10 protein-coding genes are annotated in these 16,783 nt (G+C 62.7%); 5 read left to right on the top strand and 5 right to left on the bottom strand.

All coding sequences use genetic code 11. From position 1 onward, the window contains the following. The first annotated feature begins 100 nt into the window (after window positions 1-100). Complete coding sequence (locus tag ACF8Q6_RS25535) at window positions 101-487, top strand: VOC family protein (RefSeq protein WP_003250815.1); 387 nt, start codon at window positions 101-103, stop codon at window positions 485-487. Between the two features lie 41 nt (window positions 488-528). Then, complete coding sequence (locus tag ACF8Q6_RS25530) at window positions 529-1,098, top strand: hypothetical protein (RefSeq protein ID WP_392494352.1); 570 nt, start codon at window positions 529-531, stop codon at window positions 1,096-1,098. A gap of 227 nt (window positions 1,099-1,325) precedes the next feature. Here ACF8Q6_RS25530 and ACF8Q6_RS25525 read toward each other — a convergent pair whose 3' ends face one another. The 3 genes from ACF8Q6_RS25525 to ACF8Q6_RS25515 form a co-directional block, all read right to left on the bottom strand. Then, complete coding sequence (locus tag ACF8Q6_RS25525) at window positions 1,326-3,005, bottom strand: MFS transporter (protein ID WP_012052821.1); 1,680 nt, start codon at window positions 3,003-3,005, stop codon at window positions 1,326-1,328. 261 nt (window positions 3,006-3,266) lie between these two features. Beyond that, window positions 3,267-3,686 carry a VOC family protein gene (locus ACF8Q6_RS25520; protein ID WP_012052822.1) on the bottom strand — a complete coding sequence of 140 codons (420 nt, stop codon included), beginning with the start codon at window positions 3,684-3,686 and terminating at the stop codon, window positions 3,267-3,269. Window positions 3,687-3,761: 75 nt separating this feature from the next. After that, a complete protein-coding gene (locus ACF8Q6_RS25515; protein ID WP_003250808.1) occupies window positions 3,762-4,688 on the bottom strand; it encodes an alpha/beta fold hydrolase in 927 nt (308 codons plus the stop codon). Window positions 4,689-4,869: 181 nt separating this feature from the next. Between ACF8Q6_RS25515 and ACF8Q6_RS25510 the strand changes: the two genes are divergently transcribed. Next, window positions 4,870-9,759 carry an NEL-type E3 ubiquitin ligase domain-containing protein gene (locus ACF8Q6_RS25510; RefSeq protein WP_392499672.1) on the top strand — a complete coding sequence of 1,630 codons (4,890 nt, stop codon included), beginning with the start codon at window positions 4,870-4,872 and terminating at the stop codon, window positions 9,757-9,759. Between the two features lie 7 nt (window positions 9,760-9,766). Here ACF8Q6_RS25510 and ACF8Q6_RS25505 read toward each other — a convergent pair whose 3' ends face one another. Then, the gene (locus tag ACF8Q6_RS25505) at window positions 9,767-12,271 is read right to left on the bottom strand and encodes a UvrD-helicase domain-containing protein (RefSeq protein WP_392490665.1); all 2,505 of its coding nucleotides are present in this window, start codon (window positions 12,269-12,271) and stop codon (window positions 9,767-9,769) included. A gap of 187 nt (window positions 12,272-12,458) precedes the next feature. Between ACF8Q6_RS25505 and ACF8Q6_RS25500 the strand changes: the two genes are divergently transcribed. Continuing rightward, on the top strand, window positions 12,459-13,157 hold the full coding sequence (locus ACF8Q6_RS25500; RefSeq protein ID WP_014753512.1) for a pirin family protein: 699 nt from the start codon (window positions 12,459-12,461) through the stop codon (window positions 13,155-13,157). Between the two features lie 216 nt (window positions 13,158-13,373). Next, on the top strand, window positions 13,374-16,145 hold the full coding sequence (locus tag ACF8Q6_RS25495) for an amino acid adenylation domain-containing protein (protein WP_392490664.1): 2,772 nt from the start codon (window positions 13,374-13,376) through the stop codon (window positions 16,143-16,145). A gap of 26 nt (window positions 16,146-16,171) precedes the next feature. Here ACF8Q6_RS25495 and ACF8Q6_RS25490 read toward each other — a convergent pair whose 3' ends face one another. Next, window positions 16,172-16,657, bottom strand: coding sequence for an isochorismatase family protein (locus tag ACF8Q6_RS25490; protein ID WP_392490663.1), 486 nt, complete (start codon window positions 16,655-16,657; stop codon window positions 16,172-16,174). Window positions 16,658-16,783: the final 126 nt, after the last annotated feature.

Below are 16,783 nucleotides of genomic sequence, written 5' to 3'. Positions count from 1 at the left end.
TTGCACCTGGAACGGGCCCCCGTGGCACTGCAACCACTGGTCAAAAACGCCCGAACGTCTTTACTGATAGTCATCGGCCCCAGGTAAACGGTGTGTGCTTATGAAGATCGTGGTCACCAGCATCCTCGTCGACGACCAGGCCAAGGCCCTGGCTTTCTACCACTACGTACTCGGTTTCGAGCCCAGGCACGACATCCCCATGGGCCGGCACCGCTGGTTGACCCTGACTTCGCCCAACGACCCCAATGGCGTCGAACTGCTGCTGGAACCCGACGCGCACCCGGCGGCCAAGGTGTACAAGGCCGCGCTCAAGCAGGATGGCATCCCCGCCACCTCGTTCGGCGTGCGTGACATCCAGGCCGAATACACCCGGCTATGTGCAGCCGGTGTGCAGTTCATCCGGCCACCCACCCCAATGGGGCCGGTTACCGTGGCAGTGTTCGATGACACGTGCGGCAACCTGATCCAGATTGCCCAGAAGCACTAGCCGGTTGCCCTTTCGCCAATGCGCACCCACAAGGAAAACAAATGCGCCACGAATTCAGCGAAGTGCTCAACGACCTGGTCGACTACTTTCTGCTCGGCGATATCCAGTTGCTCGAGCGCTTCAAGCAAGACCATCAATTGCCCGACGACCTGGCCGGTGCGTTCACCCACGGTGACAGCGGCGACCAGGCGGTGCGCGAAGGCATCGTGCTGCCGCTGGCCGGTGTCGACAACCTGCCCTACCGCATCCTGTTCACCCTCGATAACCACACACCGGCCCTGCGCGAGGCCGGCAGCCGCCTGAAGCACCGCCGCAATGGCTATGTACTGCGGGTCGAGCACGGTACGCTGATGCTGTACACCTGGCGCATCCTGCAGCACTTCACGCCCAAGACCCTGGGTGACCTGATGGCGCGTTACCAGGTGCCAGGGCGGCCGATCATCGAACTGGACAATGGCTGGTACGACGTGGAGGTGCTGGCGGGGGCGCTGGTGCGCGACGGGTTGTACGAGCCGGCATTCGAGTTCGTGCTGAAGAAGCGCTGGAGCCGGGGTGAGGCGACAGCTGTGGATACCGGGTATGCATTCGGGCTTCGTGGCTACTTCGACTGATTGATCGCCTGTGCCGGCCTCTTCGCGGGCAAGCCCGCTCCTACACACCATTCGAGGCCTGTGCCGGCCACTTTCGCGGGCAAGCCCGCTCCTACACAGCATTCGAGGCCTGTGCCGGCCTCTTCGCGGGTGAACCCGCTCCTACACAGCGTTCGAGGCCTGTGCTGATCCTTTCGCGGGTGAACCCGCTCCTGCAGCGAAGGGGCCAGCACAGGCAAACTCGACATTCAGGTGTGAGTGATATCCCGATCCTTGGTCTCCGGCAGGAAGAAGATCCCCAACACCGCCGTCATCACGGCAATCACGATCGGGTACCACAAGCCGTAATAGATATCCCCGGTCGCTGCCACCATGGCAAACGCCACGGTCGGCAGGAAGCCGCCGAACCAGCCATTCCCGATGTGGTAAGGCAGCGACATCGAGGTGTAGCGGATGCGCGCCGGGAACAGCTCCACCAGCCAGGCGGCAATCGGCCCGTAGACCATGGTTACGTAGATCACCAGAATGGTCAGCAGCAACAGCACCATCGGGTAGTGGATCTTCGCCGGGTCGGCCTTTTCCGGGTAGCCCGCCTCTTTCAATGCACCACTCAGGGTTGCGGTAAACGCTTCGCTTTGCACCTTGAAGTCCGCCGCCGCCAGGCTGCTGCCATCAAAGCTCGGCAATACCCGTTCGCCAATGCGGATCTGTGCCACGCTGCCGGGCTCCGCCGCTTCATTGGTATACGGGATGGCGCGCTTGGCCAGCAGGCTCTTGGCAATGTCGCAGGAACTGGTGAATTTGGCCTTGCCCACCGGGTCGAACTGGAATGCACATTGGCCCGGGTCGGCCACCACCACCACCGGGTTCTGCTCCTGGGCAACGAATACATCCGGGTTGCCGTACTCGGTCAGCGCCTTGAAGATCGGGAAGTAGGTCAGTGCAGCGATGATGCAGCCGGCCATGATGATCTTCTTGCGGCCAATCCGGTCGGACAGGCTGCCAAAGAAAATGAAGAATGGTGTGCCGATCAACAGTGAACCGGCAATCAGCAGGTTGGCGGTCTGCGGCTCGATCTTGAGCGTCTGCAACAGGAAGAACAACGCGTAGAACTGCCCGGTGTACCACACCACGGCCTGGCCGGCGGTGCCGCCGAGCAGCGACATGATCACCACCTTGAGGTTGTCCCAACGGGCGAACGATTCGGTCAGGGGCGCCTTGGATGCCTTGCCCTCGGCCTTCATCTTCATGAATACCGGCGACTCGTTCAACTGCAGACGGATGTACACCGAAATCGCCAGCAGCAGAATCGACAGCAGGAACGGTATCCGCCAGCCCCAGGCCTCGAACGCTTCCGTCCCCATGGCCGTGCGACAGGCCATGATCACCAGCAGCGACAGGAACAGCCCCAGGGTGGCAGTCGTCTGGATCCAGGCGGTGAAAAAGCCGCGTCGGCCCTTGGGCGCATGCTCGGCCACGTAGGTGGCCGCGCCGCCGTACTCACCGCCCAGCGCCAGCCCCTGCAGCAAGCGCAGGGTGATCAGGATGATCGGCGCGGCCACGCCAATCGTGGCGTAGCCCGGTAGCAGCCCCACCACTGCGGTGGACAAGCCCATGATGACAATGGTGATGAGAAAGGTGTACTTGCGCCCGATCATGTCGCCCAGGCGACCGAACACGATGGCGCCGAACGGTCGGACGGCAAAGCCGGCGGCAAAGGCCAGCAAGGCAAAGATGAACGAGGTGGTTTCATTGACGCCAGCGAAGAAGTGCCTGGCGATAATCGCCGCGAGTGAGCCGTACAGGTAGAAGTCGTACCATTCGAACACCGTGCCCAGGGACGAGGCGAAGATGACCTTGCGCTCCTCCTTGGTGATGCCGCGTTGGGGCGCGCTGCTGCCCGTGGATGCGCTATCGAGAACCGCCATGGGTTGCCTCCGTCATGTTGTCATGCAGGCCGGAGCACCTCACAACCACTTCACCGTCGCACCCAGGCCCTTGAGCTTGCTTTGTTTGCGCGAAGCACGACGAGGCGGCCCGCCTCGGATCGCAGCAAGGTAAATGAAGCATAATCGGGATTGCCTGGATATCCACCCGCCAGGCCCTACACAAGAAGACGGCCTGGACTACACGGCAGCACCGGGTGCTGGGCGATATCGGGTTGGCTGACGATTTTGGCGGGGGCGGTTTCAACCGCCAGGCATTACCGGCCCCTTCAACTCGACCTGATTACCGTCCGGGTCGTAGCAGTAAAGCGAAAGCCCCTCGCCTTCGGCACCATAACGCTTCTCGGCAGGCTCCACCTTTACCCCGGCGGCTTCCAGATAGGCCGTCAACGCGGCCTCGTCAAACGGCTCGATGCGCAAGCAGAAATGGTGCAGGTTGCGCCCTTCCACGCCCGGTGCAGCTCCGCCTGGCTGCCCTAGCGGGCCATCCAGGGTTACCAGGTCGATCATCGCCGTGCCCGTGGCCAGGTGCACCATGCCCAAGTCTTCGCGCACGCGGCTGACGGTGCAGCCGAGCAGCTCAGTGTAAAAGGCAACACTGCGCGGCAGGTCGCTGACCCGCAGCACAAGGTGGTCGATGTGCTTGATGGTGAAAGGCCGCATGCCGGGCTCCCTGTGGCGTGTTTGCGAATACGTTCGCCACCATAGCGCAGGTTCACGCGGCGTGACCAGAATCAGCTACTCGTTCACCAAGCGTTGCAGAACACCCCCTTCATGGCGCGTCAGGATACGCAGCAACTGGTCGACCAGCGCCCGGTCCGGCGCATCCAGGTGGAAGTGGTGCCCGCCTGGGTGCCAGGAGACTTTCGCCTGGCTGGGCAAGGCGGCCTGACGCCGGGTAAAGGCCTCGCCGGTGAAGGCCCCCTGGCGGCCGAACAGCAGGTACAACGGGCAGCGGATCTGACTGAGCAGGTCGCAGGCTTCGCGCTCGGTCAGGGGCATGGGTTCGGGCAATACCAGCCGCGGGTCGTGGCGCCAGCAATAGCCATCGTCCAGCTGCAGCAGGTCGCGCAGCGCCAGCAGCCGAGCGGCACCTTCCGACAGTTCGGTGTCCAGCCGCTCGCGGCGTTGCGCCAGGGCGGTGTCCAGGTCGTCGAAGCGACCAACATCCGGCTCGGCAAAACCCGGCAACTGGCTACGCTGTACCATGCGCTTGAGCCGGTAGGCCCGCGCCAGGTGCTGCACGCGGTCATCCTCGGCCACCGTGAACGGTGCCCCCATGCCGTCGAGGAAGGTCATGCTGGCAATGCCACTGGTCATGGCCGCCAGCAGCGACGCTATACCGGTGCCCATCCCATGGGCCAGCACATGAAATTGCGCCAGGCCCAGGCTGTCGGTCACCGCCAGCATGTCTTCGGCATGCTCCCACAGGTAATAGCCGCTGTCGTGGCGACGATGCCCAGAACGGCCATGACCGATCAGGTCGGGGGCCACCACGAAGCAGCCGTCCAGCATCGGTGCCAGGCGCTCGAACGAGGCAGCGTTATCCAGCCAGCCATGCAAGGCCAATATGGGAATACCGTCTTCTGCCCCCCAGGTGCGAACCGCTATTTCAACGCCATCGAGGTCTAGCAGGTGGTCTTTCGGACTGCACAGCGAACGCATTGCAATTCTCCTTGGCTGAAGCCTGCACCATGACCTGCCTCACCCTCTCGCAGATGCTCCCTCGCTGCCAGCCCCCCACCGACCCGCGCATACGCAGGACCGACCGCTGCCAACAACTATCTACCGCACCCCGGCGCCTTGATCAGCGTGGACTGTCTCCCCCACAAAAGAGATGGTGACCATGATAACCCCGACACCGTTGCATCAAAGCCAGATAACCCGATCGTTACCGAAATGGAGCAAGGCGCTCCAACCCACGCATACGCGCAAAGTGGTGCAGAGCCTGTACAAGGAGTACCTCGATGAAGATGGCACCCCTTACTCGTGGTATGCCACTGCCGATGGGCCAATGCGTGAGCAGTTGCACAACGCGTTGCAAACCCGTAACAAACGGCTGACGCTCGTCAAACAGGCGCTGGGCGAGTTCAAGGACATCATCGCGTTCTGCGGCCCTCTGTTGACCGAGCGGTTGAAGCTGAATGTGCCTGTAGACAGGGCGCAGTATGTGTTCCAGCCCTTTGAGTCAGAGGCCAACATCTGGGTTGGCGTTCCCGATGTGGAAACGCCTTTGGTCCCGGACGTGGAAGCGGACGTGCTGGCCACCCGCCCCGTCGGCCAGCCGCAAACACGCAGTTTGCTGGAGGCTGCCCTGCACAACTTCGAGGGGCTGGACGAAGTCGGTCCCTACAGCAGGCTCACCGACGCCGCTGGCAGCGACACGCCCCTGGCAGGCCTGACGATGGCGGACTTCGTGAGACATTGTCGGGCATTGGACCTTGGCAAACGCTATCAAGACCATTTGCTTGCGACCCATGAAGGCGCCAATCGCGCTGAAATCCAGCGCTTGTCGATTGCAGCGAACCGTGAGGCCTTGAGGGTCCAGGCATTGATCGCCAAGCTCAAAGGCCTGCTGAGCGAGGCCGGGCTCAATGCGCTTGGGCAACTGTGCGACGGCAAGCCTCACCCCACCTATGAAAACGAGGCGTTGCATTGCTGGCACTTCAACCTGTTCGATATCCCCGTCCACGAAATACTGTTCATCGGGCCAGACAACCCTTACCGCAAGAACCCCTGCATTGTGTATGTCCCTGGCGACAGCGAGCACCCGGTCAGGGAGTTCGCTTCTCGTCAGGAAGCGGGCAGGCACCTGCGCAGCCGGCTATTGCAAAGCGAGTTTCGCCGCGCTTTGGTGCATTTAGCCTACAAGGACAGGCAAAAAGAACTCGCCGTAAAGCTGGAAATCGCGCTGTTCGAAGAGGATGAAGCGGGCATACGCAAACCCCGCATCATGCCTGTGATCCCTTTCACGCTCTCGCCCATCAGGACCGACCCTTGGACGTCCTTGTACAACGCACACCTTGCGCGCATGAAGGCCGACGCAAAAACCATCGCTGTGCCTACCGCCGAAGTCGACGCCAACGCCCGCAACGAGCGTCTGAAATACTGGTTCGACCTGGGGATGAACGTGCTGAATGTCGCCGCGTTTTTCGTGCCGGGTTTGAACACGGTCATGCTAGGCGTTTTTGCTTACGACCTGATGAGCTCTGTTTTCACCGGGTTCGAGGCCTGGGAAGAAGGTGATACTCGGCAGGCACTGGCGCAGTTGGAATCGCTGGCCATCAACGCGGGCGTGATCGCCGGCTTTGCAGTGGGCACCAGGATCGTCCAGGCGTCTGGCTTTGTCGATGCACTGAAAAGTGTATGGCATGAAGACAAGGAGGTGCTCTGGCACCCCGACATGAAACCCTATGCGAGCACGGCGGCTATTCCTGAGGGGGCTCAACCCGATTTGCTCGGCCATGTACACGTCGATGGGAAGACCTACCTGAAGCTGGATGGGACCCTGTACGAGGTGTTTCAGGGCACTGATCAGCAATGGCGCGTGCGCCACCCCGATGACGCGCAGGCCTATGCCCCACGCTTGCTGCATCATGGTAACGCCCGCTGGCAACTGGCCCATGAACAGCCTCTGGAATGGGACCGCGAACAGCTCGCGCGCCGCCTCGGCAGCCATAGCGCAGGCCTGGACGACAGCGAACTGGACCATGCCATGCGCAGTACCGGTACCGATCCAGACGTGCTGCGCCGCACCCAGGCAGCGGGCCTGCGTCCACCCGCTTTGTTGATCGACACGCTGCATCGGTTGCAACTGGACAATCAGACACAACAGATCATCAACTGCGTGCGCCATGGGTTGCCGCTGGCTGCGTACAAGAACTTTGCCTTGCCTGAGTTGCTGCGCCTGCCGGGGTGGCCCGAGGGATGCGTGCTGAAGGTTTACCAGGGGCCAGAACCCTGGGGCGAATCTGTGCGCTACGGTCCCCCTCACACACTGGGCCAGACAGAAATCGAAATTACCCGTACCGACCTGGACAATGGCCAATTGAGCCAGACCGTGCTGGATCAGATGGATGAACAAGCCATCAGGCATTTGCTCGGTGACACACCAACCGAGCACCGATCGTCCGCACTGAACAACAAGCTTGCGCAACACCTGGAACAGCATCGCGAGGCGCTGTTCGAGAGCCTGCAACAAAGGCACCGTCCCACACGCCCAGCACCTGCACAAACCCTCGCCCGGCAGTTTCCCGGGCTGCCGGACAGCGCGCTTGAAGCATTGCTTGGCAATATCAGCAACGCCGAGCGGGAACGCCTGACCAACGGCCGGGTGCCGCTTCGCATTGCCGAGGAAGCGCGCCTTCTGCAAGCTCGAGCGCGGCTTGACCGCGCCCTCCTCGGCCTGTTCAGGCCTAGCCTGGCCAACGACGACAGTCTACGCATCAAACAGGCGCTGCAAGCCGCGCACCCGCAGGCTGACCCGGCCCGGTTGCTGCAACTTGCCCTTGACGATCGCCAGCACTGCGCCTCACTGATCGGCCAGCGACCCATCAACCCCAGGTTCCGCTCCCCTTTGCGGTTGGCCAACGGCCAGCTGGGCTATCCCCTGAGCGGCCGTGGCCTGCAAGGACGAGCCTTGCCGGCTGCACGTCGACTCCGGGCGCTCTACCCCGAACTCAGCAGCGAGCAAATCAGTGGACTACAAGCCGAACTGGCTCGAGGAGGCGACCTGGGTAGCGCCATCAACCGGCTGGAGGTCGAGCAGCGTACCCTCAACCGGGATCTCAACCGCTGGGTAAGCACCGCCCGCACCCTTGAAGAGCGCTTTGATCGCCAGCAATGCACCGAGCGACTGATGAGTGCTTCCCGCCGTGAAGGCGGCGCGCACGCCAATACGCTGGTACTGGACCGCATGCAGCTCGAAGCGCTACCCGCTTTCACTGCACCCATGCCGCATATCCGCAATCTCAGGCTCGAGGGGTTACAGATGCGGCGCCTGGAGGTCAGCTTCCTGGCGAACTTCCCTAACCTGGAAACCCTGGAAATCATCGGCAACCCGGACATCGATGCCGAAACATTGTTCGAGGCGCTCAGGTCGGCACCACGGCTACGCGAGCTGGGCCTGACAGACAATGGCTTGACCACCCTTTCACCCACCGCCCAACAGGTCATCGGGGCAATGCCCGGCCTGCGGCTACTCTGGCTCAGCCGCAACCGGCTGCAACTTGACACCAACAGTTTAGGCTTCCTGACGCGCTTGCCCCTGGATGTCCTCGGCCTGGGCCACAATCAGATCACACTTGACGAAAGCCTTGCCGCCCAGTTCCAGGACATGATCCACCCCACTGTACTGCACCTGTCAGGCAACCCACTGCAACTGGCGCCCGACCTGCGCTTCATGGCCCGTCTTGTCCACCTGGAGCTTGAGCGTTGCGAACTGCAGCAGTGGCCCGACAGCCTGACCGTCCTGATGAGCCAGCCCCAGTACCAACTGCGCTACCTGAACCTGTCGTCCAACCGCATTCGTACCCTGCCAGACCTGCCTGGTGTGCTGCGTACCCCGTTTGCCCGCGATGTCGCCGCGCACTTGCCGGAGCGCCGCTGGCTGTTCAACTACAACACCCTGGAAGCCCAGACACGAGCACGCCTGGGCAGCAGCGGCGTGAACGTATTCGAGCACGCAGAAGACGTGCCACTGTGGCAGGGCATTTTCCGTGGCGAGGCGAGCAGTGCCGAGGAGCAACTGTGGAGCGACCTGTTCGACCAAGGTGAAAACGCAGCGCTGCTGGGCGTACTCGAACGTCTTGCCCAATCGGCAGAAGCGCAGCGTGATGGCGAGGCCCTCAGGGCACGCGTCTGGAAGCTGTTGGATGACGCGGCCCGCGACACCGCGCTGCGTGAACGCCTCGCCACCGTGGCCGGCGACTTCCCGCCAACCTGTGGCGACGCAGGTGCCGACGCGTTCAGTGCCTTGGAGATAGAAGTGCTGGCCCACGAAGCGGCAGCCGTCGCCGGTAGTCGACCCGCTGATCTACTGAGCCTGTATGGCAAGTTGTATCGACGCAGTCAGGTCAATCAACTGGCCGATCGCATCAGCTGGAGAAGGTCCTTGCGCAAACAGGCGCTGCTCGACGGGGCTTTCGATGAAAACCTCCCCCCCTACGATGAGCTGGACGACCCCTCAGCCTTTCCAGACAGCGAACTTCAAACGGGGCTGGTGGACGATGTCGAGGTACGTTTGGCCTTGCGCCAGTCGTTGGCCAGCGCGCTGGACTACCCTGAGCCGAGCCGAGGCATGCTGTACCGCAATACGGCCAGAATCAACGACACAATCATCGAAATGGTGAAAGCTGCGGTCCGTTCCCTGGACAAGGATGCCATCGCTCGAGAGCAATGGTTGACCCAGCAGCCTGGCTGGGTCGAGTACTTGAAACGAGAGCATGCGGCACAGTTCAGCCTGATCACCGACTTCTGGCGGCCAGGCCTTGACTACCTCTATTACTGCCTGGATGAAACCGCCGACCCAGTGACATCACTGGACAGCTCTGTGCGACGAGCCTTGGCCAGGGTCATGCCCGAAAGCCCGGTGGATGCTGAGGGCAGGCTGCGGCGCGTCGTGCTCAACGAGCAGCAGTATCGCCAGGGCGTGGACGCGCTGACTGCCGAGCAGCAGCAGGTTGAAACCGGTCTGCTGATCAGCCTCACCCGCCAGACGCAAACAATCGGCCGCTGAACCCCACTCACTGCCCGCGCAGGTCTTCGAAGAAGGCCTGCTTGCCGTCCACCTGGCTGGACGCCCGTGGGGCCGCTGCGGCGTCACCGCTGGCGGTCTCCACGTGCCAATAGCAGTGCTGCACTGCACGGGTCACCGCCACGTAGGCCAAGCGCTGCACTTCTTCCTTCTGTGCCGAGTCGAACGGCTGGGCATCACCTGCCTTGCCCAGCCCGGCCTGGCGGTATACCTGGTTCTTGTAGGGTGAGCTGGTCAGGTACTGGCAGTCACCCAGCATGAACACCGCATCGGCCTGCAAACCCTTGGCACTGTGATAGGTCAGCTGGCGCAGCCGGCGCTGTTCGGCCGGTAGCGCCGCCTCGGCGTGCAGCACGCTTTGCAGGTGCTCGTTCATCAAGGCCCGGTCACTGCCCTTGCGGTACAGCATCATGACCGTCTCACCCCGCTGATAGTGCTCGACAAGCGTTTCGCCCAGTGCAGCCTCGTCACGGTCGAACACCTTGACCGGCGAGCCGGGCAACTCAGCCGCCGGGCCACTGGCGCGGGCTTTCTTGCCGGCAATCGCCGGGGTGCCCTTGACCAGGTGCTCGGCCGCATCGATCACCTGTTGCTGGCATCGGTAGTTGTCGACCAGCATCACCCGCGTGTTGGCCGGCGACGGGAACGCCTTGGTGAACTCCATGAAATACTTGGGCGAGCTGCCACGCCAGCCGTAGATCGATTGCCAGTCGTCCCCCACGCACAGCAACGACGAATGCTGGGCATGGCGCCCGGTGTGCATGGCCGGGCCGCGGCGCCGTATTTCGGCGAGGCTGGCACGCAACCAGCTGACGATCTGCGGCGACACGTCCTGGAACTCGTCGATCATCAGGTGCGCCAGCGGCCGCAGCAACGGATCGGGCAGCAAGTGCAGGTTTTCCGGGTTGTTCTCGCCAAACAGGGCGAACATGCGGTTGTAGCTCATCACCGGCGGCGACTGGTCAAGCAGGTGCGCTTCCAGGGCTTTCCAGTACAGCGCCAGGGCCTCGAAGAACAGTGCATCGCTATCGCCGGACGGAAAGCTCATCGCCGCCACCGCTTTGTTCACCTCCAACCCAAGGTTTTCGATGAAATTGGCCGCACTGACGAACGCATCCAGCAGCGGCGCCGGGGCCAGTTCGCCCTTGACCTTGTACTCGAAGCCAGGCCCGGCCACGGCATCGCCCGCCAACGATGCCGCCAGGCGCCTGGCCATCGCGTAGTTGTCGAGCCAGATCAGCGGCCTGTCGCAGAACGCCTGCAACAGTGTGCGCTTGACCGCCCACTCGGCACGCACGGTCAGCTTGGCGCCGGGGCGCTGGTACTGCGCGCTTTGTGCGGGGTCGAAGCCCAGCACCACCAACGGCCCCTGGCCTTCCAGGCGGCCATGCACATGGAAGCGGCTGCCACGGATATCGACCGTTTCGCGGCAGGGCTCGATGCCCTTGATCGGCCAGACGCCGGCGGCAAACCACAGGTCCTCGATCACGTCGCACAGTTCTTCGTCGCGCTGGGCGGCCAATTGGGTCACCTGAACGCGCTTCTGCACATCGGGGTTGTTCGGGTCCAGCGGTTTCAGTTGCAAGGCTTCGCTGCGCAACTGGCCGACCAGCTCGGCAAAACGCGGGCTCTCGCCCAGCAAGCTGCTGTAGCACTGGTTCAGTTGCTGGCGCTGGGCATCGTTCAGGCGCAGGTCGAACGGGTTGCTGTCGGCCTCGGCCTCACGCCCTGCAGGCATCTCGTGGCCCAGTGTTTCAAATGCACGTACCTGGCCGAAGCCTGGCAGGCTGCGCACCAGCGGCAGAATGCGCGAATGGAACGTGCGCACCAGCTCGCGGGCCTGCACAGGCTGCAGGTTGATCTGCCACAGGGCGAACACCTGCAGCAGGCGCTTGATGAAGTCCTTGCGCGATTCGCGGGTGAAGGTGACCACGGTCATCGCATCCAGCTCGTAACCCAGGTAATGACGCAGCAACAGGATGCGCAGCACCAGCGACGTGGACTTGCCTGCCCCGGCGCCTGCCACCACGCAGGTAGACGGGGTGTCACTGAAGATCAGCTTCCATTGCGCGGCGCTGGGCTGGGCTTCGGCGGGCAGGCGCTGGGCGACATCGGCCTTGAAGCGCTTCTTCAACTCGGCCGTCAACGGCAGGCGCCAGTCGTCGAACAAGTTGTCATCCTGGCCTGGCACGGCGGCGCTGTCGGGGCGCGTATCGCGGATCACCAGCACCTGGCGCCCCGCTTCATAGCCCTCCACGCGACCACGCTCGAACCCCTCACGCACACCATCGGCATGGCCAGTGCGCTGGCCTGTGGCGTGGCCGAGGAACCACGAGTCGCGGTGCTGGGCTTGCAGGCGGGTCAGGCCACGCCCCAGCAAGCGGGCGGCCAGGCGGCGAAACCAGGGCAACTGGGCAGGAGGGGTAAGGTCGGCGGGGGCCAAGGGTTGCTCGTGGGCCACGGTCACTCCGTTGAAAAACAAAACAGCAGGCATGTTCGCCGCATCGACGAAAAATCGCCAGCGAATGCTTGCAGATCAGTGGATTAGGCGATGAAGCGAATAAAACGCCACATAAAAAAAGCATCTATAAAACAGATTGTTTTAAGCCGATATTTACGCTTATTTTCGATGTTTCTTTAGCGCATCATGGCGTCATTCCACTGATTCAAGGAGCACGACCATGCTGCAACTGCGACCCTTCGAAAGCCTCGGCCACGCCAACCATGGCTGGCTCGATGCCCACCACCATTTCTCGTTTGCCGAGTACTACGACCCGGCACGCATGCACTGGGGTAACCTGCGGGTTTGGAACGACGACCTGATCGCGGCCGGCAGCGGCTTCCCACCGCACCCGCACCGCGACATGGAAATCATCACGTATGTGCGTGAAGGCGCGATCAGCCACCAGGACAGCCTGGGCAACAAGGGCCGTACCGAAGCCGGTGATGTTCAGGTCATGAGCGCCGGTACCGGCATTGTGCACAGCGAGTACAACCTGGAAGACATCGATACACGAATTTTCCAGATCTGGATCGTGCCGGAGCGCACCGGTGAAGCACCGCAGTGGGGTAGCCGGCCGTTCCCCAAAGGCGAGCGCGGTGAGGGCTTCGTGACCTTGGCCAGCGGCCGCGCGGGTGACGAGGACAGCCTGCAGATCCGTACCGATGCCCGCCTGGTGGCTGCCACCCTGCGGGCGGGTGAAACCGCCGAGTACCGCTTCGATGCCGCACGCCGGGGTTATCTGGTGCCGGCCAAGGGGCTGGTGGAAATCAACGGGTTGCGGGCCAAGGCGCGCGATGGCGTGGCGATCGAGCAGGAAGCGGTGCTGCGGGTGACCGCCATTGAGGACAGCGAGATCGTGCTTGTGGATGTGGCCTGAAAACCAGGCCTGTGACAATCCATGTCGCAGCGCAAGGCGGCTCCCATGGAACAACTGCTAACCCGTAGGGTTAGCAGGGTTTTATGGGGGCACGCTTGCGGTCCTGGACCTGCCCGGCTATCGCAAGGCAGCCTTCAAATGTTGGCGCCATCAGCCAGCCTGCACTAGCGTTGTGCTACCAGCCAGCCCAACGTTCCTGCGGAGCACTCGATCATCATGCCAGACCTGCGCCCGAACCCGACGCTGTGCCTGGAATACCGAGCCGAACAGCCCATTCACCACGCTTTCATCCAGCAGGCCAGCCGCTGCCCGGCGGCCATTGCCATCATTGGCCAGCACACAACCTGCAGCTACTCCCAACTGGAGCAGATCAGCGCGGGCATTGCCGCGTTTCTGGTTAAGAACGCCGCCAGCGGCACCGATCGTGTGGTCATCGTCACCCGTCGCAGCGCCGCCCTGGTTTACGCCATGCTCGGCTGCGTGCGTGCCGGCCTGGCCTTCACCGTGGCTGACGCCGCTTACCCTGCCGCGCGTATCAAACAAATCATCAACACCCTGAAGCCTGCGGTGATACTGCGCTGTGCCGAGGCAAGCGTCGACGCCGGCCAGCCCATGGTCGTCACGGTGCCTGAAGCCCCCGCTGAAGCGCTGCAGGCCTTCCCTCGCCAACCTGTCGCGCTGCCCGCCGTCAGCCCTGAGCAGCCGGCCTACATCACCTTCACCTCGGGCAGCACTGGTGAACCCAAGGGCATCGTTACCCACCACGCACCTCTGGTGCACTTCATCGACTGGCATGTGCGCCAACACGGTTTCACTCAGGCCGACACCTTCTCGCTGCTTTCTGGCCTGGGCCACGACCCGGTATACCGCGACGTGTTCACGCCACTGTCGGTTGGCGCGACCATTGCCTGCCCGGCGCAGTCGACCCTGACCGACCCCTCACGGCTGGCCAGCTGGCTTCACCAGTACGGTGTGAGCGTGATCCACCTTACCCCGCCGTTGGGCAAGCTGATCGAAACCGGCGCACACCTGAACGGCCAGGTTCTCGACCACCTGCGCTACCTGTTCTGGGGGGGCGATGCACTCAGCCCGACGCAGTATCAGCAGGTCCGCGCCATCGCACCGAATGCCGTCAATGTGAACTTCTACGGCACCACCGAAACCCCACAGGCCATGGCTTTCCACACCCTCGACCCGGAAATGGACACTGCCCGGGTGCCCTTGGGCAAAGGCATTGCCGATGCACAGTTGCTGGTGGTCAACCCGGCCAACCAGCTGGTCAGCGAGGGCGAGACAGGCGAAATCCTGATCCGCAGCCCCTACCTGTCGCGGGGATACTGGGGCGACCCGGGGCTGACCGAAGCCAAATTCATCGCCAACCCGTTCACCGCTGACGCGGCCGACCGCTGTTACCGCACGGGTGACCTGGGCACCTATCTGGCCGATGGCAGCGCCAGTTTTCTGGGGCGTGCTGACAGCCAGGTGAAAATCCGGGGGCATCGCATCGAGCTGGCAGAAATCGAGAACGCCATCTGCCGTCACCCGCACATAGGGCAATGCGTTGTCCTGGCCAACCACGAGGGTGCATCGACCCGGCTGGTGGCCTATTGCGTCGCGCAGCAGGCCATCCGTGTTGACGAACTGCGCCAGGCCCTCAGCGGCCAGCTGCCTGACTATATGGTTCCAGCGCTGTTCGTGTTCCTTGATGCCCTGCCGCTCACCCCCAACGGCAAAGTCGACAAACGCGCGCTGCCTGCGGCATTTGACGACAGTATCAGCCCACCGTTGTCACCCTTGGCCGAAAAGCTGAGTACAGCCTGGGCCCGCATCCTCCAGGTACCGCGCCTGGACGCCAGGTTGAGCTTTGTCGAACTGGGCGGTGACTCGTTGTCGTTCGTGCAGGCGTCGCGTGTGCTGGAGGCGCTTATCGGTCACCTGCCTGAACGTTGGGAAACCCTGCCGGTGTGCCAGCTGGCCGAGCTGAGTGCGCCGCCCAAAGGCGTGTGGCGGGTAATGGAAATGCCGGTGTTCATCCGCATGCTCGCCATCATCCTGATTGTGGTCGGCCACCTGGGTGATTTCGACCACTGGCCGATACTCGGCGAAACCTCGGTGCTGTTCCTGGTTTCCGGCATCGCCCTGGCGCGCTTTCAGCTCAAGGCCATCGAAGCGCGTGGCGATGCACGCACGCTGCTAAGGTCACTGGCAGCCATCGTGGTGCCAACACTGTTGTACACCGCATTGATCCAGCTGGTATTCGACCGGCTGCATTGGCAATCGCTGCTGCTGGTTTCCAACTGGTTCCCCGCCAGCGAGGTCAGCCTGTTCAACTATTGGTACATCGAAGTGTTGGTGCAGATGATCGTGATCATTGGCCTGGTGCTGTCGATCAAGCGCGTGCGCCAGGTGCTGGTTGCCGACCCGTTTCGCTGGCTGATCATCGCTGCCTGTGCACTGGTGGCGTTGGATGTGCTCCTCAACCAGTTCGTGTTCGACGCCAGTGCCCTGCTCAACCGGGTACCCCAGCACTTCCTGGCGGTGATGGTGCTGGGCATGGCCGTGCACCATGCCGACACGACCTCACGCAAATGGGTGGCCAGTGCGGTGGCCGTGCTGGTGGTTGGCGAGCAGGACCTGATGGCGGTTGCCGGTGTTGGCTGGCAAGCGCTCACACGCTATGTCGACATCGCCCTGCCAGCGATACTGGCGCTTGTCTGGTTCCGCTCGGTGCCAGTACCCGCCCTGGTTGCACGGGCAGGTGCGGTGATCGCATCGTCAACCTTGTATATCTACCTGACGCATTTCCAGTTCGAGTCGGTGGCGGAGCATGTTTTCAGGCACCCGCTGTTCGAGGTGGCCCTGGCACTCGCTGGAGGGGTACTGGTGAGCTATTGCTGGAACATCCTGTTGCGCCTGCTGTTTACCTGCAGGCGCAAGCAACACCAGGCGCGTGGAGCCGATCCAGCTGAACGCGTCACCTCCGCCTGAACGAAGATGACCCGCCAGCGCATGCACTACGCGCGCCCGGCCAGTTCAGCCAGTACCTCGACCGAGGTGGTGACCTGGCGGAAGTGGTGCTTCCACAGGTCGATCCCCAGCTTGCCCGAGCGGTCCAGCGATGACCCTACTGTCATGTCTGTCACCAGCGTGGGCATCAGCCCTGCATCGAACAGGGCAAAGCCGGCGGCCAGCACGCAGGTTTCGGTCTGCAACCCACACACCAGCACCCGCTCGACACCCAGTTGCCGGATGTAGTCGATAGCTTCAGCACTTTGCCCATAGCCATGCTTGACGAACACCTGGTCGGCCTCGACCAGGCTTTCGTCCTCGGCCGCCGGGTGCCAACCCAGCTGGCGCTCGAACGGCGTGACCTGTTCATCGTGCAACTCGACCGAGGCTATGGTGGGAATGTTCGCTGACAACCGCCGCAAACCATCGACCAGCCACTCGGGTGGGCTGAAGGTGGACTGAACATCGACGATGAGCAAAACCTGGCGCATGGGCGGATTCCGGCACGGGCAAAAGGCGCGAAGTATAACGCGAAGCAACTGCCGTGGTCGCTGGGCAGGCCCGGAGAACCATTCGGCGACTCTTTGCGCGGAAAAAGGGGCTGCTGCGCAGCCCCC

Origin of the sequence: Pseudomonas sp. GLN_2, from assembly GCF_043106005.1 — a bacterium.
Classification (GTDB): domain Bacteria; phylum Pseudomonadota; class Gammaproteobacteria; order Pseudomonadales; family Pseudomonadaceae; genus Aquipseudomonas; species Aquipseudomonas alloputida.
Note: the sequence above shows the minus strand (reverse complement) of the source record. Positions and strands in the feature narration are given on the sequence as shown.